General features: G+C 67.6%; 9 protein-coding genes. 3 read left to right on the top strand and 6 right to left on the bottom strand.

What is annotated here, in order from left to right; translation table 11 throughout:
• Positions 1 to 77: 77 nt before the first annotated feature.
• Positions 78 to 3,776, bottom strand: a complete 3,699-nt coding sequence (locus ABD210_RS11845) for a S8 family serine peptidase (protein WP_344111155.1) — start codon at positions 3,774 to 3,776, stop codon at positions 78 to 80.
• A gap of 335 nt (positions 3,777 to 4,111) precedes the next feature.
• The gene (locus ABD210_RS11850; protein WP_344111157.1) at positions 4,112 to 5,074 is read right to left on the bottom strand and encodes a TIGR03560 family F420-dependent LLM class oxidoreductase; all 963 of its coding nucleotides are present in this window, start codon (positions 5,072 to 5,074) and stop codon (positions 4,112 to 4,114) included.
• 357 nt (positions 5,075 to 5,431) lie between these two features.
• Here ABD210_RS11850 and ABD210_RS11855 point away from each other — a divergent pair, with 357 nt between their 5' ends.
• Both ABD210_RS11855 and ABD210_RS11860 read left to right on the top strand, forming a co-directional pair.
• The gene (locus ABD210_RS11855) at positions 5,432 to 6,112 is read left to right on the top strand and encodes a hypothetical protein (protein ID WP_344111159.1); all 681 of its coding nucleotides are present in this window, start codon (positions 5,432 to 5,434) and stop codon (positions 6,110 to 6,112) included.
• 419 nt (positions 6,113 to 6,531) lie between these two features.
• Positions 6,532 to 9,738 (top strand): glycoside hydrolase family 3 N-terminal domain-containing protein, encoded by a 3,207-nt coding sequence (locus ABD210_RS11860; protein WP_344111160.1) that lies wholly within the window; start codon positions 6,532 to 6,534, stop codon positions 9,736 to 9,738.
• A 48-nt stretch (positions 9,739 to 9,786) separates the two neighbouring features.
• On the opposite strand, the gene ABD210_RS11865 is transcribed toward ABD210_RS11860, so the two are convergent.
• The 4 genes from ABD210_RS11865 to ABD210_RS11880 form a co-directional block, all read right to left on the bottom strand.
• Positions 9,787 to 11,103, bottom strand: coding sequence for an MMPL family transporter (locus tag ABD210_RS11865; RefSeq protein WP_344111162.1), 1,317 nt, complete (start codon positions 11,101 to 11,103; stop codon positions 9,787 to 9,789).
• Positions 11,079 to 11,939 (bottom strand): MMPL family transporter, encoded by an 861-nt coding sequence (locus tag ABD210_RS11870; RefSeq protein WP_344111163.1) that lies wholly within the window; start codon positions 11,937 to 11,939, stop codon positions 11,079 to 11,081. Before ABD210_RS11870 ends, ABD210_RS11865 begins: the two co-directional genes overlap by 25 nt.
• A gap of 144 nt (positions 11,940 to 12,083) precedes the next feature.
• Positions 12,084 to 13,001: a GlxA family transcriptional regulator gene (locus ABD210_RS11875; RefSeq protein ID WP_344111164.1), complete on the bottom strand. Its 918-nt coding sequence runs from the start codon at positions 12,999 to 13,001 to the stop codon at positions 12,084 to 12,086.
• Positions 13,002 to 13,008: 7 nt separating this feature from the next.
• On the bottom strand, positions 13,009 to 13,608 hold the full coding sequence (locus ABD210_RS11880; RefSeq protein ID WP_344111166.1) for a cysteine hydrolase family protein: 600 nt from the start codon (positions 13,606 to 13,608) through the stop codon (positions 13,009 to 13,011).
• A 225-nt stretch (positions 13,609 to 13,833) separates the two neighbouring features.
• Here ABD210_RS11880 and ABD210_RS11885 point away from each other — a divergent pair, with 225 nt between their 5' ends.
• On the top strand, positions 13,834 to 15,042 hold the full coding sequence (locus ABD210_RS11885) for an aldose epimerase family protein (protein ID WP_344111167.1): 1,209 nt from the start codon (positions 13,834 to 13,836) through the stop codon (positions 15,040 to 15,042).
• Positions 15,043 to 15,986 lie beyond the last annotated feature (944 nt).

Here is a 15,986-nt window from a genome sequence, read left to right on the forward strand (position 1 = left end):
GAGCACCTCCCCCCGGCTTCGTGGCGTCGCCCCTTTCTGGTCAAGCGCTTACTTGAGCGGTCTTCACTTTTGTACGTTCACTTCAGCAGCCAGGCCTTTTCGATGCTCTGGGTGATGCTGTTGCCGACCAGGTCTTTCGCAGTCACCCGCACGCTGACATCGGTCGCACCCGCAGGCGCGGCCGGCAGACGTGCGCCGACCTTGCCGCCCGGCCCGCGCGGTACGACGAGCGAACGCTGCCAGGTCTTGCCGCCGTCGTACGAGAGCTCTGCGGTCGTGCGGAACCAGCCGATCCCCTGGGCGCCTGGCTGGTAGCCCGGCTTGAGATCGAGCCAGCCTCTGCCGAGTTGGTAGTCCACCTGGATCAACGGCAAGAGCGAGCGGCCGGTCGTCGGACCCGAGCGGAAATGCCACTGGGTGTGCGTTGTCGTCGAGGTCTTCGCCCAACTCTCCTCGCCGCGCTTCACCTCCAGCGTGAGGTCGTACCACGCTGTCCGCGCCGGCACCGGGAACTGCGCGACCGACCAGTCCTTGCTGCCGAGCTCCTTCCCCTCGCTGGTGAGCTTGATCGAGGTCGTGTCCCCACGATCACCCCAGCCGTACACACTGCGATCGCCGTTCACGTACTGCGGGATCGCCACGCGCAGCGCATTCTCGAACCTGGCCGCGGGTAATCCGTCGGCCTCGCTTCCGGCCGCGTCCGGAGTCGCCGGACGGGCGATCGGCTCCCACCACGCGCGACTGACCTTCTCGTTCGGCCGGTAGCCGCGGGCGATGCTGTACTCGTACCCGGACTCGTTCCACACCCCCGCCACCCGCTTCTCGTCCCAGGTGATCCCGGGGACGTCGCTGGCCAGGTAGTCCGTGCGGGTGACCGGGCCGGCAACCAGGCGAGTGGACGTCAGCCCGGTGGCCAGGCCAGGGTAGTGCGCGACCCGCTGATCGACGTGCAGGAACCACGCGTCGTTCTTCTTGAAGTCCGTGGTCACTGCGGCCGGACGCATCCGCGCGAAGTCGTAAGTCAGCGGACCGTGTACTTCCGAAGGACCAGCGGCCAGGTCGTAGCGGTAGGTGCTGTCGAGCAAGCCGGCCAACTGCAACGTCACCTCGCGCTGCTTGAGCAGGCCGAGCAGACGCTGCCCCTCGGCTTGGCGGAGCAAATAGAACGGGATGCCGAGGTCGGCGCCGTCACTCCAGAATCCCGCCTGCTCGTTGTACATGAACACAGCCTTGGCGCCGGCATCCTTGGCGGCTTGGACCTGCCGGGCGGTCAGGTCGTAGTCACGCCAGCGGATCAGTGCGACCTTGCCACGGACGTTCCGCAACTCCTCCTGTGTGCCGTCGCCGCCGTCGACGAGCGGCAGCCTCTCGTTGCCGACGTACACCGTGCGGTCGGCCCCTTCAGCAGGTGTCGGCAACCGGAAGCCACCGGGGCCGGTGACGTCCACAGTCAGCTTCGGCTGGGCGAGGTCCCAGCGCTGGACCACCTGGAAACTGCCGTCCGACACCTTGCCGAAGTTCTGCACATAGATGCCGTTGGCAACTTCCTTGCCGAAGCCCCAGCCGGAGACGACATCCCGGTCCCCGACCTTCCGGTGCCAGGCGATCCCGACACTCTGCGCATCGGCCCGCTGAGGGGTCTTGACCGTGACCTTGTTCGCCTTGCGGGCATCGAAGGTGAAGGTGCGATCGCCAGTGATCCGCGCGTCCGGATCCCCCAGCAGCGTGACGGAGTTCGTCCACCCGATCTCATCGCCCTCCATCACGAATGCCATCACGCTGTACCGGCCGGTCGGCACGTCGAGGGTCCGGCCGCCGGTCTGGTCGAAGATGGTCGCGTTGACGTCACCCGTGTCGAGGTTCCACAACTGCACCCCGCTCGCGCTGTACGGCGACGGCGCGGCCGGCTTCCCGTCGTGCCCGATGGCCTTCACCGTCAGCTGGTTCAGCCGGCCACCCGCCGCGAACCCAAGACCAGTCCGGTACGCCGAGCCGCCCGCGCGCGCGACGAGCTCCCCGGAGTACTTGGCAGGCTGGGTCTTGGCCAGGTCGAGCGTGACTGTGACCGATGCGGTGGCGCCCGGCGCGATCGTCAGCTCGGCCGGACTGACCCGCAGCGCCGGGCGCACGCTGCCCGGCGAGGTCGCGTCGACGCTGAGATCGAGCGTCACCGGCGAACCCGAGTTGTTGCGGTAGGCAACCTTGCGGCTGACCGGTGCCGGCGCTGTCCCGGTCCAGGACAGCTCACCGAAGAACAGGTTCGCCGTGTCCGGCAGGATCTTCGGGTCGAGCGCCTTCGGGATGTCGATCCGGCCGAGACCCTGCTGCGCCGACGTTGCTCCTGTGCTCGGCACGGCGGTTGCCGCCAACGCGGCCTTCAGCTGTTCGCCGGTCCAGTCGGGATGACGCTGGGCCAGGATCGCCGCCGCGCCGGCGACGTGCGGGGTGGCCATCGAGGTTCCGCTCATCGCCGTGTAGTACTGGCCGAGCTCACGTCCCTGTTCGGTTCCGGCAGCCCTGGCGGCGGCGATCTCCACGCCGGGCGCGGTCACCTCGGGCTTCATCGCGCCGTCCCCGAGCCGCGGCCCACGGCTGGAGAACGCCGCGAGCTTGTCGTCACGATCCACCGCGCCCACGGTGAGAGCGGCCGCGGCCGCGCCCGGAGTACCGACTGTTTCCTCGGCGCCGGAGTTGCCTGCGGCAACGACGAAGAGGGCGTCGCTGGAGGCGGACAGTCGGTCGACGGCCTCACTCATCGGGTCGGTGCCGTCCGACGGCAGCCCGCCGAGGCTCATGCTGATCACCTTGGCGCCCTGCTGGACCGCCCACTCCATGCCGGCGATCGCTTCGGAGTCGAGACCGCTGCCGTTGTTGTCGAGCACCTTGCCGATCAGCAGGTTCGCGCCGGGGGCGACACCCTTGCGCGAGCCCATGGACGCCGAGCCCGTGCCCGCGACGATCGAGGCGGTGTGCGTGCCATGCCCGTGGAGATCCTGCACGCCCTGATCCGGGATGAAGCTCTCAGCCTCCAGGACCTGCTTCTTCAGGTCCGGGTGGCTGGTGTCGTAACCCGTGTCCAGGACGGCCACCTTGATCCCGCGGCCGTCGTACCCGGCCTGCCAGGCGGTCGGCGCACCGATCTGTTTCGTCGAGCGGTCGAGGGTGGCGTGGGTCCGGCCGTCGAGCCAGATCTTGCCGACGCTGCTGCGGAGGTTGTTGCCCTGGACGCCCGCCCAGAACTCCTTCGCCTGAGCCTTCTCGACGGTGACGGCGGTGCTGCCGACGCTGGCCAGGGTGATGCGCGTGGTCGCGGCGGCAGGCGCCTGCGGTGCGCTGCGGACGGTGGCCGGTGCGCTGAGCAGCATCGGCAGCGTCGCGGTACTCGCGTCGTCGTAGCCCTGCGCGACGAGCTGGCTGAGGTTGAAGAGTCGGCGGTCGAGGCGCCCTTGGGCGAGCATCGGATACGCGGCGACCGGGACCAGGGTGAGCTCGTTCTTGAAGTCGCCCAGGTAATAGTTGCCGCCGTCGACCAGCCGTGCGGAGCGCGAGCCGTCGGCCGTCGTCGTGAGCTCGGCGACGTCGCCCGTGACCAGGGTGATCCGGTGGGTGCTCGCGCCGGGCGTGGGCCTCGCGGCGGTACTGGTAGCGCCGGTGCCGGATCCTGCACCGGCACCACCAGCAGACAAGGGTGCCGCGTGGGCTGCGACAGTCGACGCGAGCAAGGCGCCGACCGTCACAGCCGAAGACAGGCTGGCGGCAAGGCGTGACGATCTCACAGGGGCACCTCCCGATGCCCCGACGGGCGCGAGGTCATCGCCGCCGAGCCTTACAGTTGCCTCTGGCACGGTCTATCGATCGCCCTGGCCACCACCCGCCATGACCGGATCTGGCCAGCCGAACCCTCACTGCGCGCGGCAGCCGTCCCCGTCCACGCCGCCCGCACTCTGCCCACGCCGCCCGGGTCAGGTGTCGCGATCGCCTCGCGCCCGGCTGGCCGGTTCTTCGCCCGCTGGCGTCAAATAAGGCCGCCAGTGATCGAAGAACCCGCTACCCAGGGTCGGCGTCGGGCCGGCGAGCGGGACTGGGTCGCTCGGCCGGCTTGGGACTGGGTTCAGCTGAAGCGCTTGGCGACCTGCTCGATGCGGTCGACCAGGTCGAGGTCGTAGGCGACGCCCGGCACGTAGAAGATCACGTAGTCGGCACCGGCCTCGATCGCAGCCTCGGCCTTGTCCGCGATCTCGTCCTCGGTCGCGATCAGGTTGTCGTTGGAGAACTTCTCCCAGTTCATCGGGCCGAGGGCCTTGGCCGTCGCCTTCTTCGGGTCGTCGCCCTTGTCGATCGGGAACGCGTTGATCCCGGTCGACTTGATGATCTCGTTGTAGTCCCGGCCGAGCTCGTCGCAGTGCCCCTTGAGGATGGCCGCCTTCTCCTTGATCACCTCAGGGTTGCCGCCGCCGATGTTCGCCGCGTCGCCGTACTGCGCGACCAACTTCAGCGTCACCTTCGGGCCGCCGCCGCCGATCCAGAAGCTCGGGTGCGGCTTGCGGACACCCTTCGGCTCGTTGATCGGCTTGTCGATCGAGTAGTACTTGCCCTTGTAGACCGGCTCGTCCTCGGTCCACATCTTGTAGATGATCTCGGTGGCTTCGCGGAACGCGCCCATCCGGTCCTTCAGCTCGGGCCACTCGTAGCCGTAGGCCTTCCACTCGTGCTCGTACCACCCGGCGCCGATCCCGGCGTACAGGCGGCCGTGGCTGGCCACGTCGACGGTGGACGCGATCTTGGCGTACAGCGAAGGGTTGCGGTAGCCGTTGCAGCCGACCATCTGACCGATGTTGACCCGCTTGGTGTCGCGCGCCAGCGCCGCGGTGGCGGACCAGCACTCGAAGGTGCTCTCCGTGCTCGGCTCCGGCACCGTGTGGAAGTGGTCGAACAGCCAGATCGAGTCCCAAGAACCCTCGTCGGCCTTCTTGGCGACGGCCGTCATCGCCTCCCACTGCTCGATCGGATCACTGATCTGCGCGAGATCCATCTTCCAGCCCTGCGGAACGAACAACCCAAAGCGTGTAGTCATACCTCCTATCCAACCGGTTCGACACTGAACCGGTCCAGCACTCCATCCACTGAATCCCTTCTCAATTCCCGCACTCCACCTTCTCAATCCCTGTACTACGCGCGGCGTGCCGCCTTCACCAGTGAGTCGCCTCACATCGCCGGAGGGCCGGGGTTCGCCCCTGATCTTGTGGGTTGACTCTCGATATTCCGGTGGGGCAACCCACAAGTTGAGTGGGGAACCCTTCACGCGGAACTCGCCCGGACCGCCCGGACCGCCAAACACTCACCCCGAACCAGCCGAGCCGGCGCGGCGTCGTACCGGGTCGAGCGCCACCACAAGGAGGGAACGACCATTCAGCCGACCAAGTTCGACACGTTGTTCGACGAGGCTGTGCCTTTGATCTCGGCTCAGCGGCACCAGCGCGACTCAGCACCCGTTGAAGGCGGCCGCTGGCCGGTCAGCGTCGTACTGCGGCCGCCTGCCGACAGCGAACTGAATCGCCACCTCGACGCCCTCACGACCGAGGCCGCCGCCCTCGCGGGCCCCGGCCATTGGCACACCGGCCGCAGCGGGTCGGCCCACCTGACCGTCCGCGCATTGGAGACCTACCGCGAGGTCGTCGACGAGTCGGAGCCAGTCATCCAGCGCTACCGCAAAGCAATGGAAGCCGCAGCCGCCCAGGCGGGGCCGACCCGGTTCCATGTCACCGGCCTCACCCTCACCGCAGGCACCGTGATGGCGTGCGCGCTCCCCACCGACGCCCAGGCCGACCTCTTCCTCGACACCTTCGCCGAGGCCCTCGGCCCCGACGGCTGGTTCGAACACCCCGACCGCCGCGACATCTGGTACCTGAACCTCCTCCACTTCACCACGGACATCGCCGACCCCCGTGCCCTGATCAGCTGGGTCGCCTCCCACCGAACCACCGACCTGGGGACGACCATCATTCCCACTGCGGAACTGGTCCGGTTTCACCACTCCCCCGACCCCAGGCGCCCTTTCATGCGCCCGCACCACCTCGCCGACGCCCGTCTGCCGGCGCCGACTGCTGGCTAGTCCGGCTGGTCTCGCGGCCCCGAGAGGTGGGGGTTGCCCCAGGATCTTGTGGGTTGACTGTCGATATTCCGGTGGGGCAACCCACAAGTTGAGTGGGGAACCCCTCCATGTGGAAGCGGGTGGACCGCACGGACCGCCAACACTCAGTAGGCGCGGTTGCAGCTCGGTGTGCAGCCGGGCTTTACCGGGCGCGGGCTCCTCAATCTGAGGTTAGTGAGTGTTGGCGGTCCGGGGCCTTGGCTGGGGGCAGCGACTCAGGAGCGGCGGCCGGCGGTGTCTCCAGGCCTGCGGCGGATCTTGGGGGTGAGAGCGCTCTAGTTCCGGAACCGGTGGGGTATTGACCGACGAGCGGGGAGGGCTGAGAGTCGGGCGCGACGCGTGCGTGAGGCTCGCGCAGCAATCCCCTCGAGGAGTCGCCCATGCCCAGGTGGCCTGCTTTCCGCCAGATCCGTCCCAGACGTCGTACTGCTCTTGTCACCACGGTCGCGCTGTTGACCGGGCTTCTGCCGCTCGGGGTTGCCTCGCAGGCGGTGGCCGATGATCCGGCGCCGACTGTGTTGGCTGCGTTCGAGGGGGCTGAACCGTTCGCCTCGCCGCCGAACGCCGGCATCTTCGGGTGGGGCAGTGATGGGGACGACCCGCCGACGATGGAACTGCAGACTCGCGCCGACGCGCCTGTCGGCGGCAAGGTGCTGCACGGGACGTACAACATCAGCGGGTACGGCGGGTTCAGCCATGACGTGACGTTCGACCAGAATCCTGGTGACTGGTCGATGCACAAGGGCATCCGGTTCTGGTGGTACGGCCAGAACACCGCACCGCTGCCGCCTGGTTCCGGCAAGCGGATCTTCTTCGAGATCAAGGACGGGGGCGCCAACGCCGAGGCCTCCGAGTTGTGGAACACGAGTTTCACCGACGACTGGCAGGGCTGGCACCAGGTCGAGATCCCGTTCAGCGATCTCGTCTACCGCGGCGACTACCAGCCGGTCGGTGGTATCGACCAGGTTCTGAACCTGACCCAGATGTGGGGTTATGCGTTCACCATGCCGGTCGGGACTCCTGGTGAGTTCGCGATCGATCAGGTCGAGGTCTACGGCAAGGCGGACCCGGCGCTCAAGGCCAGCGTGGTCACCGACGCGGGCGTCTACCCGGTCAAGGAGGGCGGCACCGCCCAGGTGAAGGTGTCCGTCGCCACCACGGGGAGCATCCCGCTCGAGGCACCTGTGACAGTCGAGTACCGCACCGGCACAGGGACAGCCGGCAGCGACGACTACCAGCCGGTGTCGGGCGCCTTCACCTTCCCAGCCGGTACGCCGTCGGGCGCGTCCCAAACCATTAGCGTGGTCACCAAGAAGGACAAGGCGGCCGAGGTCGCGGAGACCATCCCGGTGGAGCTGACCGTGACCGGGGCGAAGGCGCCGACCACGACACCGCAGGTGGTCATCAACGCGCACGACCTGCCATACCTGAACGCCAAGCTCCCCGTGAAGACGCGGGTGAAGGACCTTCTCAGCCGGATGACGCTGGCCGAGAAGATCGGCCAGATGACCCAGGCCGAGCGGAACGCCCTGCGCTCGAAGAGCGACATCGCGTCGTACGCGCTCGGGTCGTTGCTGTCCGGCGGTGGTTCCGTACCGACGCCGAACACGCCCGCTGCCTGGGCCGCGATGATCGACAGCTACCAGCTGAATGCGCAGGCGACCCGCCTGCAGGTGCCGCTGATCTACGGTGTGGACGCGGTGCACGGGCACAACAACGTGATCGGTGCGACGATCCTGCCGCACAACATCGGCATGGGCGCCACCCGCGACCCCGACCTGTCCCGCCGGACCGGTGAGCTGACGGCGACCGAGGTCCGGGCCACTGGCATCCCGTGGGACTTCGCGCCGTGTGTGTGCGTGGTTCGCGACGATCGCTGGGGTCGAGCTTACGAGGGCTACAGCGAGGACCCCGCGCTGGTGAAGACGATGGCCTCGGTCATCACCGGTATGCAGGGCAAGGCCGACGGCAGCCAGCTCAACCAGAACAACCACGTGCTGGCGACCGCGAAGCACTACGTCGGCGACGGTGGTACGACGTACGGCTCCTCGACGACGGGGAGTTACAAGATCGACCAGGGCATCACCAAGGTCACTCCGCAACAGCTCGAGGCGATCCACCTCGACCCGTTCAAGACCTCGGTGGATCTGGGGGTCGGCACGGTGATGCCGTCGTACTCTAGCGTCGACATCATCGGCGACGACGGTGTCAGTGTCACGGGTCCGGTGAAGATGCACGGCAACGCAGCGCTGATCAACGGAGTCCTGAAGCAGCGGATGGGCTTCGACGGCTTCGTCATCAGTGACTGGCAGGCGATCGACCAGCTGCCCGGGGACTACCCGAGCGACATCCGGACGTCGATCAACGCCGGGCTCGACATGATCATGGTGCCGACGAACTACCAAGGCTTCACTCAGGGCCTGACCGACGAGGTCACCGCCGGCCGAGTGACGCAGGCCCGCGTGGACGACGCGGTCAGCCGGATCCTGACGCAGAAGTTCAAGCTCGGCCTGTTCGAGCACCCGTACTCCGACACCAGCAAGCTGGGTTCCATCGGTTCGGCCGAGCACCGGGCGACCGCCCGTGAGGCTGCGGCCAAGTCCCAGGTGCTGCTCAAGAACGACGGGAACCTGTTGCCGCTGGCAAGCACATCGAAGGTGTATGTGGCGGGCAGCAACGCGAACGATCTGGGCAACCAGATGGGTGGCTGGAGCATCACCTGGCAGGGCGGCTCCGGCAACACCACGACAGGGACGACGATCCTCGACGGGATCAAGCAGGTCGTGCCGACGGCGACGTTCAGCCAGGACGCCTCGGCGCCGCTGGAGGGACACGATGTCGGCGTCGTGGTGGTGGGCGAGAGGCCTTATGCCGAAGGGATCGGCGACGTCGGCAACAACGGCCACACGCTCGGCCTGACCGCTGCCGACAAGGCTGCCGTCGACAAGGTGTGCGCGGCAATGAAATGTGTGGTCCTGGTGGTCTCGGGCCGGCCGCAGGTGATCGCCGATCAGCTCGGCGAGATCAACGCGCTGGTGGCCTCGTGGCTGCCGGGCACCGAGGGCGCCGGTGTTGCCGATGTCCTGTTCGGCAAGCGGCCGTTCGGTGGCCGACTGCCCGTCAGCTGGCCGAAGTCGGAGGCGCAGGAGCCGCTGAATGTCGGTGACGCTTCCTACGACCCGCAGTACCCGTATGGCTGGGGCCTGACCACTCAGGCGGCGGCACGGCAGAAGCTGGCGGACACCAAGAAGGAGCTGCTGCGCAAGGGATTCACGTCACCCGACGTGCTTGCCTCGGTCATCTACATCGACCTCGCCCTCCGGGTGAAGGACTGGTCAGGGCCGCAGGCAACTTCCGCGCTGGCAGCACTCGGTCAGGCCGGTAAGTACCTGCAGCGGGCGAAGGTGGACTCGTTCGCCGATGACGACGCGGTGGTCGCGGGCGCCCGATGGATCGCGCAGGATCAGATCGGGCAGAACCTCGACGAGGCCACCTCGAAGCTGACCTCCGACGCTGAACACCTGGCACTGACCGGCGAGCTGAGCAACGCGATCGCCAAGCTGACGGCAGCCTACGAACTGCACTGAAAGCGGGGGGCCGGTGGATGAACCCCACCGGCCCCCTCCCCCGAACCGTCAGACTGTAACCAGTTCGCGGGTCTGCTCCGGCTGGGCGACGTGAAGCCTGTTCGGCCACCAGGCCTTCCGCCCGAGCAGGACCATGATCGACGGCAGCATCACGATCCGGACCAGCGTCGCGTCGATCAGCACGGCGACCGCGAGCCCGACGCCCATCTGCTTCATCTCGATCATCCCGAGCGTCGCGAAGACCGCGAACACCGAGACCATCACGGCCGCAGCGCTCGTCACCACGCCGGCCGACTCGGTGATCCCCTTCCGCACCGCCTCCCGCGGGGTCAACCCCTCCGCAACCCCTTCGCGGATCCGGCCGAGCACGAACACGTGGTAGTCCATCGACAACCCGACCAGGATCACGAACAAGAACAGCGGGATCCACGACACCACGAACCCGGGTGAGGTGAAGTTCAGCAAGCCCTCGGCCCAGGTGTGCTGGAAGACCAGCGACAGGACGCCGAAGCAGGCAGCCACCGAGGCCAGGTTGAGCAATGTGGTGACCAGAGCGACCGCGAGACTCCGGAAGGTGAACGCCATCATCACCAGCGTCAGCCCGAGCACGAACGCGATCACATAAGGCAACTGGTCACGCTGATGCTGCCCGTAGTCGCTCGACGAGGCCGCCTCGCCGCCGACCGCCCAAGTTGCCCCCGGCAAGGAACTCAGCGCGGCCGGAGCAAGCTCGTTCCGCAACTTCAGCAATGCGTCCTTTGCTTGCGAGCTACTCTCCGGATGCGGCGAGACCACAGTCAGTACCGCGGTGTTCCCGGACCTCCTGATCTCCTGCCCAGGCATCGCGACAAGCTCGCCCGACCGGACCGCCTCGGCCTGCAACTTCGCCAACGCAGCCACCGCCGCCTGCCCGTCAGGCGCCTTCGCCACCACGGAGTACGACGTACCGCGGGACGGGAAATTCTCCTGCAGCGCGGTCATCGTCCGTACTTCGGGGATGGCCTGCGGCAGCGTGTTCAGACCACCCGGTTCCGTCTTCATACCGAGGGCCGGTACTGCGAGCGCGACCACCGCGACGGCTGAGATCGCCAGCGCGATGCGGGGGAAGCGCAGTACTGGCGCGAGGATGCGACGGCTGATCCCACCCGGGCCGATCCGCCGGTTGAGCCGCCACAGCAGGGGAACCCGCGGCCGGTCCGCCCGGTGACCCAGTTTCGCCAGCAGGGCGGGGAGAACGGTGAGCGAACCGAGCACCGCAACCGCCACCACCACGATCGTGGCCGTCGCCATGGAGGAGAAGGTGGCGTCCTGAGCGACGTACAGGCCGGCCATCGACACGATCACGGCCAGGCCGGAGACGACCACCGAGTGTCCGAGGTGGCTGCCGCGATCTCGACCGCGTCGATCGGGCTCCGGCCGCGACGGCGTTCCTCGCGCTCTCGCTTGAGGTAGAACAACGAGTAGTCGACGCCTACCGCCATACCGATCAGCAGCACGACGTTCGCCACCGAGCCGCCGTCGGGGAACAGGTAGGAGAGCGGCGCATAGAAGCCCAGAGCCGCGCCGACTGCCGAGAACGCCAGCAGGACTGGGATTCCGGCCGCGATCAAGGCGCCGAAGGCAAGCAACATCAGGGCGAAGGTGATCGGCAGGCTGAGCTTCTCCGCACGCGCGAGGTCGGATCCGACCTGCTTCCAGATCCCCTTGTCCAGAGACGCACTGCCGGTCTGTTCGATCGAGAGGTCGGGATGTGCTCGTTGGGCGTCGGCTGTCGCCGCGAGGAGCTTGTCGACGTTGTCCGCGGCGTCATCCGCGGTGCCCTTCAGCTCGATCGGGAGCAGGGCAGCCTTGCCGTTCTCGGCCCAGACCGGTTGACCGACGTTGCTGACGGCATCGATCCCCTTCATCTTCTGGCTGAGCTGGTTCATCACCTTCGTGGCGGCGGCTCTGTTCAGTGGAGCGCCCGCATCGGTGACCAGGATCGTCTCGCTCGGCCGCTCACCGAGGTTCGCCTGCTCGATCAGCTGGGAGGCGACACCCGACTGGCCGACCCAGTTGTCCTTGTCCTTGGTCTGTTGTTTCGGAATCACAGCCGACATCCCGACCGCGACCACGACGAGCAACAGCCAGAGGCCGATCGCCCGCCACGGATGGGTAGCACTCCACCGTGCTGCGCGCACGGTCACCGATCCCCTGCTCATGTTCAGCCTCTCGCCGACCCCGCCCGGGCCCTTTGCCCGCTCTGCTAAGAGCCTGGCCTGGCGAGCTGCGGATCTCAGGAGTGCCAAACCCCCAGGCGCAGTGGACCTAGGTCTACCCCGCTCTACCCCCCGCTCTACCCCGCTCTACCCGGCGATCGGACGGGACCGGAGCCGGCGGAGCATCCGGGCGTCCTCGAAACCGACCACCCGCGCGGCTGCCTCGACGGTCGCTCCGTGGCCGATGAGGTGTTCCGCGCGCTCCAAGCGGAGCAGTTGCTGGTAGCGCAACGGGGTCAGGCCCGTAGCCCGGCTGAACACGCGCGTCAGGGTTCGCTCGCTCACCCCGATTCCGTCAGCCAGGTCGGACAACCTCAGCTGCTCGGAGTACCGGCCGTCGATCACGTCCTGGACCCGATGAGCCAGGTCGTTGAGATGCCCCCGGTGCCGCAGCATCGCACTCTCCTGCGGTTCGTCGCCGTTGCGCCGTGCGTAGACGACCATCTCGCGAGCTACCCGCGCAGCTGCCTCGGCGCCTCGCTCGACGGCGATCAGGTGAAGAGCCAGGTCGATCCCGCTGGCGATCCCGGCGGAGGTGATCACCCGGTCGTCCACGACGTACAGCACGTCCCGGACGATGCTCGCCTTCGGATACCGCGCGGCGAGCTCGTCGGTCAGGTCGTGGTGCGTGGTGTAGCGCCGGCCGTCGAGCAGTCCGGCCGCACCGAGCGCGTCCGCCCCCGAGCAGACGCTCGCCACCTGACCGCCGGCCGCATGATGGCCGCGCAACCGCTGCTTCGTGGCAGCACCGATCGGCGGGTGCGGCGACAACTTCGGCGACCGCCAGCCCGGTACGACGATCAGGTCGGCTGGGCCGAGGTCCGGCCACTCCCGCTGCGCTTTGATCGGCACACCCTGCGCCGTGACGATCTCCTCGACCTCGGCCACGTAGTACAGGTCGTAGCCGCAGCCGAGGTCGTTCGCGGTCGAGAAGGCCTGGGCCGGACCAGCCAGATCCAGCAGGTGCAGTTTCGGCACCAGGAGGAAGACGACCTTGGTAGGCATGATCCGGTCAGGATGCCACGAGTTGCCCGGCCACCTCGTCCAGCGTCCGAATGGTTGCGAACCGGCCGGCCAACACGTACTCGGTACGCTCCAGCACAACCTCGGGACTCAGCGTGCGCGGGTCGGCGAGGATCTCCTCGAGAGTGGCGTCGGCCGGGGTGGTCCAGTGCGGCAGCGGGGTGGTCGCGGTCGCCTCGGTGACGAACACAACCTCATAGCCGAGATCGGACGCCACCCGGGCGGTCGTTTCACAGCACTGCTCGGTGCGGATCCCGCTGATCACGACCTCGCCGATGCCGCGCTGGGTGAGCAGTTGCTGCAGATTCGTCGTGGTGAAGGCATTGTGGGCCGTCTTGGTCAGAACCGGTTCACCTTCGATCGGCTCGAGCCCCTCGATCAGGCGGACATGTCCTTCGGCCGGGTCGAATGCGCCGCCGGTCCCGGGCTCGCTGTGCAGGATCCAGACGACCAGGTCGCCCTTGGCCCGCGCTGCCTGGACCAGGCGCTGGACCCTGTCGGCGATGTCCGGGTGGTTGACGACACTCCAGTTGGGCCGCACGCGGAAGGACTCCTGGACGTCGATGACGATCAATGCTGTTCTGCTCATGCCTCCATCGTCTGCCCCCAACAGCCTGGTGTAGTAGGCACCATCGAGCCTGGTGCCGGACGCATCTGGTCACGCCCTGAAGCTCATAGCCGATGTCATTTCAGTCATCGGACGATTTCGTACCGTTACAAACTATTCCAAACACTGGACAACCCTGCTTAGAGTGCCCGGACCGGCCATGTGCACGCTCTCCCGCCGTCACCGCTCTCACAGTGAGGGGATTTCATGCCAGACAATTTGGCCCGCCGCCAAGTACTGCGAACCGCGGGTGCGCTCGGGCTGGGCGCCGCCGCCGCAGGAGCGCTGCAGACCAGCGCCGGGGCCGCTGGTACGCCGGATAGGGTCGCCGCCATGGGTTCACACCACGGCCGGCTGGCCATTCGCAAGGATCCGTTCGGCACCACCCCGGAAGGCGTGAAGGTGGACGTATACACGTTCACCAACGGCCGAGTCACCATCTCGATGTTGACCTGGGGCGCCACCATCCAGCGGGTCGAGACCCCGGACCGCCGCGGCCACACCGAGAACATCAGCCTCGGCTTCGACAACCTGCCCGACTACGCGGCCCTCAGCCCGTACTTCGGCGCGACCGTCGGCCGGTACGGCAACCGGATCGCCAAGGGCAGGTTCACCCTCGACGGGCACGCCTACCAGATCCCGATCAACGACGGCGAGAACGCCTTGCACGGCGGAACGATCGGGTTCGACAAGAAGGTGTGGAAGGCGAAGGTGGTGCAGACCTCGTCCGCGGTCGGGGTCGCCTTCACCTACGTCAGTCCCGACGGCGAGATGGGCTTCCCGGGCGAACTCACCAGCACGGTGACGTACACCCTGGACAAGGAGGACAACCTCCGCATCGACTACCACGCGACTGTCGCGGACAAGCCCACCGTGCTCAACCTGACGAACCACGTCTACTTCAACCTCGCAGGTGAAGGCAGCGGCTCGATCGACGGACACGTCCTGCAACTGAACGCCCCGTCGTACACGCCGGTCGACGCGGGCCTGATCCCGACCGGCGAGATCGCACCGGTCGCGGGCACGCCGTTCGACTTCAACAAGCCGACGGCGATCGGTGCACGCATCCGGGACGACCACCCCCAACTGGTGATCGGGCGTGGGTACGACCACAACTTCGTCCTCGGCAAGGCGGACTCCGACGGCCTGCGGTTCGCGGCGCGCTTCTGGGAGCCGGAGGCCGGCCGGACCGTCACGGTGCACACGAGCCAGCCGGGCGCCCAGTTCTACAGCGGCAACTTCCTCGACGGCACCTTCCAGGGCATCGGCAACAAGTCATACCGCCAGGGCGACGCCTTCGCCTTCGAGACCCAGCACTTCCCCGACTCCCCCAACCAGCCCAACTTCCCGTCGACGGTTCTGCGTCCCGGCGAGACCTTCACCTCCACGACGATCTACACCTTCGGCACGAAGTAGTTCCTGGGGCTGTTTCCCAGGCGAGGGCTGTCGCCAGCCGGCGGCACTCCCAGCCAGGGTTGTCGTCAGCCGGCGGGCACTCCCCAAGCAGGGGCTGTCGTCAGCCGGGGTCTGTCGTCAGCCGGGGTCTGTCATCAGCCAGGGTCTGTCCTCAGCCAGGGTCTGTCCTCAGCCGGGGGCTGTCCTCAGCCGGGGGCTGCCGTCAATCCCTGAGTCGGCGCTCATTCGTGGATCGCGGACCAGCGACGGGTTCTCCGCGATCGCGGTGTGCCCAGCAATCCTTGCCTGCGGCACGAATCCACGAATGGGCGCCGACTCCTCAACTACCCCGACACGGCAACGAGAGGCACCCCGTGATCACCTCACCGCCCGATGGAGGTCAAGCGTCTAGTTGACCTGGTGAGAGGCCTACCCAGGCGGCCGGCTCCTCCCCTGCCGTCTCCTCGTCCAGCGCGACGAATCGGGCATCCCAGAGCAGTCGTGCCAGGCGAGTCGCTGGGCACCCCTAGCTCCCGGCTCGGCCCGCCGTTCACACGGGCACTTCCCGGCTCGAGTCGCCGTTCACACGGGCACTTCCCGGCTCGACCCGCCGTGAACACGCCACTTCCCGGGTTGACTCGCCTAGATCATCGAGCCGGCTCGGCGCGTCGAGCCGGGAAGTCGAGCCAGCTAGGCGGGTCGAGCCGGGAATTGGGCGATCCTCGGCGGGTCGAGCCGGGAACTGGGCGATCCACGGCGGGTCGAGCCGGGCAGTGGGCTAGCCACGCCGGGATGTAGGCGTACCCACGGCGAGCCGAGCCGGGAAGTGAGCGATCCACGGCGGGTCGAGCCGGGAAGTGGGCTAGCCACGCCGGGATGTACGCGTACCCACGGCGAGCCGAGCCGGGAAGTGAACGATCCACGGCGGGTCGAGCCGGGAAATGGGCTAGCCACGCCGGGATGTA

The organism is Kribbella alba, assembly GCF_039529635.1.
Classification (GTDB): domain Bacteria; phylum Actinomycetota; class Actinomycetes; order Propionibacteriales; family Kribbellaceae; genus Kribbella; species Kribbella alba.